Genomic DNA, 11,963 nt, shown 5'->3' with positions numbered 1-11,963 from the left:
TCCGTCAGGCTCTACAGTACACACAGCAGCGCTTCCTGTCGTTATTTTCTCGCGGTCTCATCCTTGCGTATTAAATATAGTTATAGACGGCTGATGCCATATTTCCACTATTAATTGGTGATTGGTTTCACGTTAATTTAACTAAAATCCATATAACCCAAAAATTTAATTTAAGTTAAGTCCGGGAAAGCCATTACTAACCTTGTTGTTTTTATATATGACTGGAGTGGCTATTTATAAGCCCTTCGTCCCACCCGCTGAAGTGCCCCCGAGCATTGTGAGCGTACGCCACGCCAGCTATAGTAAGCACACTGAAGTCGACGGAGGCCGAACACCATGAACCCGGATGAAAAATCGCTGTTCCTTGACGCCATGGAAGATGTTCAACCCCTTAAGCGTTGTACAGACGTTCACTGGCAACCGAGTCGCAATACACGGGCAGTACAGCGTGTAGATACGCTGCAGCTGGACAACTTTTTGACCACCGGCTATCTCGATATTGTCCCGCTGTCGACGCCGCTTGAGTTTAAGCGCGACGGCCTCCAACACGGCGTGTTAGACAAGTTACGCCAGGGTAAATACCCTCAGCAGGCCAACCTGAATCTGCTGCGCCAGCCGGTGGAGCAATGCCGGCAACGGCTGTTCAGTTTTATGCATCAGGCCCGGCTTAACGGGTTGCGTAATGTATTGATTATTCATGGCAAAGGGCGTGAGGATGATTCACACCCGAATATTGTGCGCAGTTATTTAGCGCGCTGGCTGACTGAGTTTGACGAAGTGCAGGCATTTTGCACTGCCTTGCCGCACCACGGCGGTAGCGGGGCCTGCTATGTTGCGCTGCGTAAATCGGAACAGGCCCGGCTGGATAACTGGGAACGGCACGCCAAGCGCAGCCGCTGAATGCTGCCCGGCCTGGGAATATTATGCCTGTCGGTTTTCCCGGCCGAAGATAGCCGGGAGCGCTTCATCGCTCCGCCCGGTGTGGCACCCGGTTCTGTGGGGCATAACGTATTGCTCCGTTTACGCAAATAACTCCGCATCGATATAAATGACACGTTATTTCGCGCAAAGAAAATTCGCCATATAAATTAAGTAGCACTCCATGGTCGCTTAAAAAACGATCGAACATCCCCTTTTTTATAATGCGGCCCTTGCTTCCAGACAATATCCAGGCTACACGGGGTGCGAAGAATATTATCGGGATCATAAATTGGGGAGTAACTATATTTTGATAAGCTTACCGTAATTAGTTTCCTACGAATTATTGGTATATTTTTAATGCAGACGCACACGTCACGACAATAGTGGGGCGGCACAGTATTGTCGGCGGCGCGCACGTCCAGATTCAACCCCCCTTCATACCCCTAAGCGTAACGGAGATTGCCGGTGCGTTTCCGCTTGATCTTTGCTATCAATATACAATACTGTATATAAACACAGTATATTTTGATGGTGAGCATAATGCGGATTTTCACCCCAGCCGAACTACGTAAGATAGTGGCACTCCCCCTGTTCAGTCATCGGGTTCCCTGCGGTTTCCCTAGCCCCGCTCAGGACTATGTTGAGCGACGGATCGACCTGAATGAATTTATGATCCGGCACCCCAGTGCCACCTATTTCGTAAAATCCAGCGGTGACTCAATGATTGACGCCGGGATCGGTGACGGCGATTTACTGGTGGTGGATAGCGCCCGCCAGCCAGAGCATGGCAACATTGTTATTGCTGCCGTTGAGGGTGAATTCACCGTTAAACGCCTGCAACTGCGGCCGTGTATTATGCTCAAGCCTGAAAATTCCGCCTATAAGCCGATTATGATCGGCAGCGAAGACAAGCTCGAAATTTTTGGCGTGGTCACGTTCATCGTAAAATCGGCAGGCTGATCATGTATGCATTGTGCGATGTGAACACTTTTTATGCCTCCTGCGAAACCGTGTTTCGCCCGGATCTGAAGGGGCGACCGGTAGTTGTGTTGTCCAATAACGACGGTTGCGTCATTTCGCGGTCTGCGGAAGCAAAGCCCTTTGTAAAAATGGGCGAGCCGTACTTCAAACAAAAAGAGGTGTTCAGGCGTTACGGCGTGGTGTGCTTCAGTAGCAACTATGAACTCTATGCCGACATGTCCAACCGGGTGATGACCACGATTGAGGAGCTGTCTCCTCGCTGCGAGTTGTACTCTATCGATGAACTTTTTTGCGATCTGACAGGCATGCGGAACTACCGCGATTTGACCGGATTCGGGCGCGAACTTAGAAATGCGGTACTGCAGCGTACCCACCTGCTGATCGGCGTCGGCATTGCGCAAACCAAGACGCTGGCCAAACTGGCAAACTATGCCGCAAAGCAGTGGCCACAACAGACGGGGGGCGTGGTGGACTTATCGAATGTCGATCGTCAGCGAAAACTAATGGCCTTCCTACCGGTTAGCGAAGTGTGGGGGGTAGGTCGGCGTATAACGAAGCGCCTTGAAAGCTTGGGTATCAAGACCGCGTTGCAGTTGGCCGAGGCGGATAGCCGATTTATCAGAAAACATTTTAATGTCGTTATGGAAAGGACTGTCCGTGAGTTACGGGGCGAACCGTGTTTTGAGCTGGAAGAGTTTGTGCCGGACAAACAGGAGATCATCTGTTCTCGTTCCTTCGGTGACCGCATCAGCAATTACGAAGCAATGCGTCAGGCTATCTGCAGTTATGCTACCCGGGCGGCGGAAAAGCTGCGCAGCGAGCACCAGTACTGCCGGTTTATTTCCGCATTTGTCAAAACCTCGCCGTTCACGTTAAACGAACCCTATTATGGTAATCGTGCATCGGTCACGCTGTTGACGCCAACCCAGGACAGCAGGGATATCATCGCGGCGGCGACGCGCTGTCTGGAAGCTATCTGGAAAGAGGGCTACCGGTATCAGAAAGCCGGGGTAATGCTTGGCGACTTTTACAGCCAGGGGGTGGCGCAACTTAATTTATTTGACGACAACGCACCGCGGGAAAACAGCCAGAAGTTAATGGCGGTATTGGACCACCTGAATACAAAAGAAGGGCGAGGGGCGCTTTATTTCGCCAGCCAGGGGATTCAGCAACCGTGGCAGATGAAGCGTGAAATGTTGTCGCCACGGTACACCACACGCTATGCCGATCTGCTAACCGTGAAATAACCTGTTGTTTAACAGGCTTAACGGTAACGTGTCAGGGCTACGTCGTGGCCCAGCTATGTGTGCATGCACAAATAGCTGGGCTTATTATCACACGCCAGAGCGGGCGTTCCACTCCTTGCGAAGCAACGCATAAATGAACGTGTCGTCAAAGCGTTCAATGCCCTCTTCGTTGACGAATGAAACAAACTCTTTGAAACAGCCTTCACGCCGCATATGCAGGCGTTCACACAGTTTTTGCGATGCGAGATTGTAATCTTCCACATACGCATACAAACGCCGGGCTTTCTGCTGCGTAAACAACACGTGAAAAAGCGCGGAAACCGATTCTGTCGCAAACCCTTGACCTTCATACCGCGAATTAAAATGCCAGCCGACTGACCAGGTATTTGTGTCAGGCTCATCCCTGTTGTCAGCAAAGAGATGTCCAATTAAATGATCATTGTCTTTAAGACATACGGCGAACTGGCTGCTATCGCCCGATCGTTTGATTGCTTCTGCCCTGGCTTCAGCGAACGAATTTAACTTCTCATCCTGGAAACAAGGCGTACGCGGTGAAGAGAGATAGTCCAGCAGTGGAAGCGCATCTTTTTCGTTAAATGCGCGGAGAATAAGCCTGGAAGTGGTGGTCACGATCATAGGACAGGAATCAGTAAGGTCAATGAGCACACAGCTTACCCGTTCGCGTGCTCAGCGCCAGCGCTTTCGGAAGACATCTCATTTTCATTGAGCATCAATATACTTCACGATGTTCTGTATGGGGAATTGATGGGACGCAGGTTGTCGCTATCAGAGTCCGTTAACCTGTTGAAGGCCTTTACTATGTCTCTTCGTTCATTGCGTGCGCTATGCCTGACCAGTTTTTTTATTGCTGATGTTCGTGACGGACTGGGGCCTTTTTTGGGGATATTCCTGACGCAGCGCCACTGGCAACCTGATGAAGTGGGGCTATTAATGACAGCCGGTGGCGTAGCGGGATTACTGGCCACACTCCCGGCGGGTTTTATCACCGACACCGCAAAAAACAAACGCGGACTGCTGGCTTTGCTCTGCGTGATGATCACCGTGAGTACGCTTTTGCTCTGGTTCAACCAACGCAGCGGCATAGCTGCGTTCTCCCAAATTATAAGTGGCATATGTGCGGCGTTTATCGGCCCGCTGCTCACGGGGATTACGCTGGGTCTGACAGGGCAAAAGGGGTTTAGTGCGCAGATGGGGAAAAATGAAGCCTTCAATCATGCCGGGAATTTCCTGACGGCGCTGATCGCCGGCGGCATCGCCTGGTATGGGGGAATTGGCGGCATTTTCTTATTGATGGGGTGTACGACGCTGCTGACGCTGGGGGCGTTGTTGGCCATTCGCCACAAGGATATCGATAACAACAGGGCGCGAGGTCTGGAGTCTCCGGCCGCTCAAGCGGTGCCCGGTTTCTCCATCCTTACCAAACATACACCCCTGCTTATCACGGGATTCACATTATTGCTGTTTCATCTGGCCAATGCCGCCCTGTTACCCATGCTCAGCATGCGGGTTGCTGCCACCTCAGCAGCCATTAATCCCGGTTTGTATGCTGCCGCCACCGTGATCATTTCTCAGGCAGTGATGATCCCGGTCGCGTTATGGGTTGCGCTGAGAATCGACAAATACGGATACTGGCGATTGATTATGCTGGCCCTGCTGATCATGCCTGTGAGAGCAGCGCTGGCCGCAGCTACAGATGCGCCGTTAATGATGGTACCCGTACAAATACTGGATGGGCTCGCCGCAGCGATATTGGGCGTGGCGGTGCCGGGTTTTATTGTGAAATTGTTGCGCGGAAGCGGGCACGTCAATGCAGGGCAGAGTGTGGTGATGCTGATGCAAGGCATCGGCGCGTCCATGAGTCCCGCCTTAACAGGGGCAATTGCCGGGCATTACTCTTTTGCCACGGCCTTCGGGGTGCTTAGCGTTATTGCGCTTATTGCACTGTTCATCTGGTGGCGATATGCGGATGTACTGATTACGCACGCCTCCACGAGTGCAATGAAGGCGGGGGCAGACTGAGCACGGCGAACGGGCCAGGATGGGGTATAGCGGGTAATAAGATGAGCGGTCACTTAAAGCAGGTTTACGCTGTTCTCTAACCAGCCAGGAAGATGATTCCTGTACCAGTCGAGATAGAAGGGCAGTTCGGCTTTTTGCCGCTCATGAAGAAGTATCACCACTTCCGTAACAACCCATGCTTTGGCAATAGCTATGTCTCTCGCCAACGTTTTTGAGGGGGAACGGGAAGAGAGGCGCTGATAACGCTCTGCGAGGTCAATAAATGCCTGCTGCGTCCCCATTCCCTTAATCAGGGGCGCGAGATCGATGGCCGGGCTTCCTGTACCGAACCTTTCCCAGTCGAAAAGAACGAGATCGCCGTTATCTCTTCTCCCCCAGTTGCCGGCATTACTGTCACCAGAAATCAGGCATGTCTGAAAAAACAATACATTGCTACAGCGTTGGAAATGGCGGAGCTGTTGTGCGGCGTGGTGGGGTAATGCCAGAAGCGCGAGCGATTTTTCAAGTGCACATGCGGACCAGGAATGGGGATGGTAACGCCATTCTGGCCTGGCGGGATAATCATGCAGGCGCCCCAGCATAAGCAGGATGTCATCTCCCGCTGCGGCAGTCTGGTCAACCGGGTGGGGAATGTATTCCAGTCTTAGCTTGCGTATATGAGGATCGGCAGACAACAATTCAGGTGCGGTAACGCCAGCCAGAGCAAGTTCATGGGCTGCGTGTTGATAAAAAGCGTACTCCACCTCACCCACAGGGCCTTTCTCGATGACCGAATGCCCGGTTTCGTCCATAAGACGTTCTACGCTGGCTGCGCCCATGCGGGCAAGATCCTTAACTGACATGCCTTTCTCCTTAAGCGCGCGGTGATTATCTTTTGCGACTTGAGTGTAGCGCGGATTTGCAGCCGCGGTCTGGCATATCCGGTAAAGCCTCACCCTTACCGGACATGCATTATCACGTTATCAACATTAATGATTGACGTTAGCTGGCTGTACCGGCAACCCGGAACACACTCACCAGGTCTTTCATTACCCTTGCCTGCTCGTTGAGCATTTCCGACGCGGCAACAGACTCTTCAACCAGTGCTGCGTTTTGTTGGGTGGCGGTATCAATCTGACCGATGGCAATATTAATTTGGTGAACGCCATCGCTTTGTTCAAGACTGGCGCGTTCTATTTCCTTCAGAATGCCGGACACATTGTCCACATCCAGAACCATTTCATCCATTTTACCGTTTACCTGCCGAACCATTTCCAGACCACGCAGGCTCTGTTGAGTTGAGTTTTCAATCAGGGTGCGGATATCTTTCGATGAGTTAGCGGTTTTTTGCGCAAGGTTACGAACTTCCTGCGCGACGACCGCAAACCCTTTGCCGTGTTCCCCTGCGCGTGCGGCTTCTACGGCGGCATTAAGCGCAAGGATATTGGTCTGGAACGCAATGGAATCAATAAGATTAATGATGTCAGACATTTTGTCTGCCGAGCTGCTGATGTTCTGAATTTCCTGCGTCAGTGACGTCATCAGTTTGCCATTGTCCCGGGCAACGTGGCTCGCTCTTTCAGAGAGTTGTGATGCGTTTGCCGTGTTATCGCCGGTGTTTTTTACCGTCGAAGAGATTTGCTCCATTGAGGCGGCTGTCTGCTCAACTGAACTTGCCTGCTCCTCCGTGCGGGCAGAAAGATCGCGCGTTCCGGCCATGATCTGCGAGGCGCCGGTCGCAATGTTCTCTGCGCCGCTGCGTATCTCCATCACAATTCTCTTTAATTCTTCCTGCATGTGATGAATGGCACTGGTCAACAGACCGGTTTCGTCTTTAGAAGTTACCTTAATTTCAGAGCTCAGATCTCCCCCGGCAATCCGTGTCGCCGCATCTACCGCGTGCTTTATAGGAGTAACGATTGCCCTGGAAATAAGGAATGCCGTAATCGAGCCGAAAGCCAGACTGATCAACCCAATAATAATCACCACCACCTTACTCATGCTGTAATCATGCAGAAAACCCGTGTAGGACTTCTGCATTTCATTACGCTGAAGTGCAATGAATTGATTTATTTTTTCAATGTACTTCATTTGCTGATCCCGCGTAGTGTGTTTATATTCACTACTGGCTGTATCCGGATCAGATTGCAGGTTATTGATCACAATGGCTCGCGAATTAATATAGTCGCTTCGTGCCTGAGTGACCGACTTAAGTAATGACTGAGAGGCTTCATCGTCTGCTTCTTTACTCAGTTGTGTGTAAAGTGAACTTATCTGACGCGATTTTTCGTTAATATCTATTATTAGTTTGGCTTTTTCTGCAGGATCCTTTTCAAGAAGAGCGCTGAGCAGTAACGTCGTGGAGTTATTGACTTCACGTATAAGATCGTTACCCAGCGCGGTCGTTGGGTAATCTTCGGTAACGATCTGCGAAATTTTATCTCTGGCTTCACTCAACCGAAAAAGAGAGTTTCCGGTAATGATAATAAGCAATACTAACAATATGCCAAATGATAGCATTATCTTATTCCTGATGCTGACGCCATTAAGCTTTTTAATATTTGTGCGGTTATCCATTTTCTTTCCTTGTTTGATATATAAAAAAAGCATCTTCTGTTTAAAGAAGATCAATGAGTAATATCGGCATTCTTGCGTTAAATCTTAGTTATTGATCGTTAAAAGCTTTTTAAACTAAAGTTATTGATAGTTTTTGGCTATCAATAACTTTATTAAGTGATCGATAGTTTAATTGCTGTTTTAATTCTTCAAATTTTTTAACGAAAAGAGATACAACTGCTCAAATTTATTAAGTAGCACAAGCTAAATTTGACACGGATATTTTTATAATTTTGAAAAACAATGTTTTTTTGTAAAGCGGCAACAGAGTGAGAGGCGGCTTTTTCTGTGATTTTACGAATGAATATGCATCAAAGAGGCCGTTTGTTGTAAACCCGCAGTTGCTGTAAATGTTAGGCATGGTTAATGATTATTTAAAAAAATAAAAACAGCAGTAAGGGATAATATGTTTTGTTGTTTTTCTAATTAATGATTTGTGGCCAGCTTCAGGAATGTTCACAACGCGATGAAAGTACATAATCTTTTACGGGTAAGCCAAATACCATTCTTACTTTCCTTTCGGAATGACCTACATCGTTCACATCGCTACGCAATAATAATTTGCTTACTAAAAGATATCAAACTTGCACACTGTTCATTTGATAAGAATTCATTTGTAGCGGGGAGTATTATTGAGGAGGCTGTATGGCATTTCGCAAACAAAGATAACGCCCATATGAAGAAGACGCTGGCAGAAGACATGCCGGGTAAAGAAATTTTACCGGAAACACCGGTTCGAAAATGCTGCGCTGACGCGCCGGGTACACCGGTTTAAGGTCTTTACATACTCACTTTTCATTCTTGTCGGCACAGTCAACATGTGCTGAACGGTGATTGCGCACACTGTAGCCTTATTCTGGCCAGCGGTTAACAACCCCTTAAATAAAGTATTTCCAGGTTATATTTAAGGGGGTAAGGCTGGCTAAAGGGACTTATTTTACTTGCATCCGATATTCAATCATTCCGCTTTTTTTAGCCACCCAGTCATATAATCTTTGTCCCCGATAGTTGGCCTCATGGGTATGCCAGTAAAGATGGCAGGCATGGCGTTTCCTGGCTTCTTTTTGAACATGCTCAATGAGTTGTTTACCAACGTGTTTTCCCCGATTATCTTCGCAGACATACAAATCTTCAAGGTAGCAGTAATCACTCTCAGCCCAGGTGGAGCGGTGAAAAAGGTAATGAACAAAGCCGACCAGCCTCCCATTTTTTCTGGCTACTGCACAGAAGACGGGTTCGATTGGGCTGGAAAATCGCTGCCAGGTCCGTTTTGTAACCGATTCGGCAATATCCACATTGTAAAATATTTGATAATTTTTCCACATAGGTAACCAGCCTTCGTAGTCGGTTTCCCTGGCTGCTTCAATTGTGACAATCACTTCACTCATAATAATGACCTCTTCAAGAGTTGATATTCAATTTCGCGATGAATTCGCGTGAGGGGATTTCATGCCCTTATTAATTTTCGATTTTTGAAAAACGAAACGATAAGCTGGCCTTTATTGCCAAAGCCAGAAACCCTCTGTCATTCAGATAGCCGCGTATGCTTGCGGAACAAACTATAAAGGGTGAATGGCACGTTTAGCCCCACCAATTTTGGCAAATCAAGCAGACCAATTTATGCTGTTGCCTTACCATTCCTGTTATAGACTGGGCCTAAACGAGTCATGACGGAGATCCTGATGTTCAGGCATGCACAACTCGAAACGGTAAAGGCATGGATGATTGATCCTGCTAACGGATCATTACCTCTGCATGAGAGGATCCAGAGAGCGATACGGGCGTTGATACTGGAGGGAACACTCTCTAACGGTAAAGCCCTTCCGGCCTCACGCGCCCTGGCTAAATCCCTCAATGTTTCCCGTGATACCATTGAATCCGCCTACATCCGTTTACACAGCGAAGGCTTTATTGAAAGACATACGGGCAAAGGGAGTTTCGTTTCCGCCAGTACCCGGTTGTTAAAATCACATTCCCGACGACGTCAGTCAGCGGCAGTTGTTCCCGAGCCAAAGCTCAGCGCGCGTGGACAGGTGATTTATAAGAGTGGCGGTATACGCGAATTTTCATTGCCTCGCCCCCTGGCCCCGGGGATCCCCGAAACACGGTTATTTCCGACTCAAACCTGGGACCGTCTTCAACGGCAGGTGCTAAAAGAATATCGCCACCATGCCCTGGAGCAGAGTCCCCCACAGGGTATCGCGCGGTTACGGCGGGCGATCGCGGAATATGTCAATCTGGAGCGCGGCGCGCATGCCACGGCAGAACGTATCATCGTTTTGACTAGCTCCCAGCAGGCGCTCGCACTCTGTTCGAGCGTTCTGATGGACAGCGGAGATGGCATTGTGACGGAGGATCCTGCCTATCAAGGAGCGCGCAAAGCGTTTAAAGCTGCCGGATTAAAAAACATTCCGGTTCCGCTTGATGATAAAGGCATCTGCATTGCATCTCTTGATGCAGTGACAGAACCTACAAAAGCTATCTACCTTACACCTTCCCATCAGTATCCTACCGGCGTCACACTGTCCCTTGAGCGGCGGCTGGCGGTCATCGACTGGGCAAACCGCCACCAGGCATGGATCATTGAGGATGACTATGACAGTGAATTTCACTATGAAGGAAAACCTATGGCCTGTTTGCAGGGGCTGGATGCCTTCAACCGGACGATCTATATCGGGACGTTTACGAAGTCGCTTTTCCCGGGGCTACGTATTGCCTATATGATCGTTCCTGAAGAACTTGTTGAACCGCTGACGATAGCCAGGACATTAATGGATGGTCATACCGCCTCGATCACCCAACTGACGCTGGCCAAATTTTTAGAGGACGGACATTTTGGTTCATATGTCCGGATGATGCGCAGTGTTTACGTTATTCGTCGCGACAAACTGGCGAGCCTGGTAGACAGGCTCCTTGCAAATTTTGTTACCTGTATAACGCCAGCGGGTGGCATGCAGATGGCTTGCCGCCTCAGGCCGGGAATATCAGAGACAGCAATTGCTGTTGCTGCTCGTCGTGCGGGTATTGATATGCTTGGGCTTTCTGACTTGTATGTGAACAGCCCAACATCCACCGGGTTTTTAATGGGATTTGCAGCCTACACCGAAGAGGAGATAGAAGACGCCGTAGAAAAAATCGCGGCCATTTTTCGTCATCTCTGACGCTTTGATTGCCCCCGGCCATTTTCCAGCCGCGGCACAGAAGAGGGTGAATCAGGCCGAAACTGTGCGCGAGCGTTAAGTCTTTACAATGCAAGCAGGCCTGGTTTTCCCGGATGAATATCGCGCCCGCCAATACCGTTCACACGGCATTTTCCAGCGAGGAAAGATGGCGCATAACCCGCGTAAAAGAGGCCCCCAGTTCAGAGCTTTCGCCAGCACAGATGCCCGACAATGCGTTGAACAATCGATAACCCAGGCCCTTCACCCGGTTGACGAGAGCCAGACTGAAAGCGCTGAAACGGATGAGTTTACGTAAACGCTTATTAGCCTGGATGGGCTCATTAGCGCCTGTTGCCCTTCTGGCGGCAATATTACTCCCGGTTTACAAGGATTACGCTTCACTGCGGCGTGATAACAGTTATGACGCCTGAAGCGAGATATTAATGGGAACGTAGCGATGTGAATGTTCGGGCAATTTGCACTCAAACCAGATATAAGATTTCTTTTAAAAATGCGATTCGCAAGGGCTTAAGATGCGTACGGTCGACGAATTAAAAATGAAGTATCCAGGTGCGAATGTCTGGCAAATAGGGGACAGCCCCGAATTGGCCTCGGAGCTTGCAGACCTGATTTTGAAAGGGATTAAAACGGCCTCATGTGGATCATTAACGTCTTACCAGCAGGATGAATCGCCGCCCAAAATTGGGAGTTATAACATCATCCTTGATGGTCAGGATGTGCCGGTATGTGTTATCCGATTAGTTTCAATGCGGCTGGTGCGTTTTTGTGACGTGAACGACGCGTTCGCGCGCAAGGAAGGTGAGGGAGATTTAAGCCTTGCGTACTGGCGCAGAGAACATCAGCGATTTTTTACCCAGGAAGGGTGTTTTTCTGAAGATATGGAACTGGTCGCTGAAGAGTTTGAGGTGGTTGAGGTTCTGTAATTCGGGCAAGGTGGATGCCTGCCTGAAAAGGCGGGTATAGCCCTCTTTATTTTCCTCTATCTGCCGTGCTGGGG

The 11,963-nt window shown here is 49.3% G+C and carries 10 protein-coding genes; 6 read left to right on the top strand and 4 right to left on the bottom strand.

Features of this window, described 5'->3' with window-relative positions:
* Positions 1-336 precede the first annotated feature (336 nt).
* From smrA to ACUY4S_RS13090, 3 genes are all read left to right on the top strand, one after another.
* A complete protein-coding gene (gene smrA, locus ACUY4S_RS13100; protein ID WP_312686111.1) occupies positions 337-900 on the top strand; it encodes a DNA endonuclease SmrA in 564 nt (187 codons plus the stop codon).
* 561 nt (positions 901-1,461) lie between these two features.
* Positions 1,462-1,881: a translesion error-prone DNA polymerase V autoproteolytic subunit gene (locus tag ACUY4S_RS13095; protein WP_312686113.1), complete on the top strand. Its 420-nt coding sequence runs from the start codon at positions 1,462-1,464 to the stop codon at positions 1,879-1,881.
* 2 nt (positions 1,882-1,883) lie between these two features.
* Positions 1,884-3,149, top strand: coding sequence for a Y-family DNA polymerase (locus ACUY4S_RS13090; protein WP_458022406.1), 1,266 nt, complete (start codon positions 1,884-1,886; stop codon positions 3,147-3,149).
* Between the two features lie 87 nt (positions 3,150-3,236).
* Here ACUY4S_RS13090 and ACUY4S_RS13085 read toward each other — a convergent pair whose 3' ends face one another.
* Positions 3,237-3,785: a GNAT family N-acetyltransferase gene (locus tag ACUY4S_RS13085; RefSeq protein WP_458022405.1), complete on the bottom strand. Its 549-nt coding sequence runs from the start codon at positions 3,783-3,785 to the stop codon at positions 3,237-3,239.
* 183 nt (positions 3,786-3,968) lie between these two features.
* On the opposite strand from ACUY4S_RS13085, the gene ACUY4S_RS13080 reads away from it, so the two are divergent.
* Positions 3,969-5,189: an MFS transporter gene (locus ACUY4S_RS13080; RefSeq protein WP_458022404.1), complete on the top strand. Its 1,221-nt coding sequence runs from the start codon at positions 3,969-3,971 to the stop codon at positions 5,187-5,189.
* Between the two features lie 53 nt (positions 5,190-5,242).
* Here the strand turns inward: ACUY4S_RS13080 and ACUY4S_RS13075 are convergent, their stop codons facing one another.
* From ACUY4S_RS13075 to ACUY4S_RS13065, 3 genes are all read right to left on the bottom strand, one after another.
* A complete protein-coding gene (locus ACUY4S_RS13075; protein WP_458022403.1) occupies positions 5,243-6,031 on the bottom strand; it encodes a phosphotransferase family protein in 789 nt (262 codons plus the stop codon).
* A gap of 139 nt (positions 6,032-6,170) precedes the next feature.
* A complete protein-coding gene (locus tag ACUY4S_RS13070) occupies positions 6,171-7,688 on the bottom strand; it encodes a methyl-accepting chemotaxis protein (protein WP_458024269.1) in 1,518 nt (505 codons plus the stop codon).
* A 1,028-nt stretch (positions 7,689-8,716) separates the two neighbouring features.
* Complete coding sequence (locus tag ACUY4S_RS13065) at positions 8,717-9,172, bottom strand: GNAT family N-acetyltransferase (RefSeq protein ID WP_458022402.1); 456 nt, start codon at positions 9,170-9,172, stop codon at positions 8,717-8,719.
* A gap of 294 nt (positions 9,173-9,466) precedes the next feature.
* Here ACUY4S_RS13065 and pdxR point away from each other — a divergent pair, with 294 nt between their 5' ends.
* Positions 9,467-10,945 carry a MocR-like pyridoxine biosynthesis transcription factor PdxR gene (pdxR, locus tag ACUY4S_RS13060; protein WP_312686803.1) on the top strand — a complete coding sequence of 493 codons (1,479 nt, stop codon included), beginning with the start codon at positions 9,467-9,469 and terminating at the stop codon, positions 10,943-10,945.
* Between the two features lie 533 nt (positions 10,946-11,478).
* Positions 11,479-11,889, top strand: coding sequence for an ASCH domain-containing protein (locus ACUY4S_RS13055; RefSeq protein WP_458022401.1), 411 nt, complete (start codon positions 11,479-11,481; stop codon positions 11,887-11,889).
* Positions 11,890-11,963 lie beyond the last annotated feature (74 nt).

The sequence above is a fragment of the Kosakonia beeri genome, from assembly GCF_054165705.1.
The sequence above is the reverse complement of the archived record's forward strand: the minus strand, read 5'-3'. Positions and strand labels throughout refer to the sequence as shown.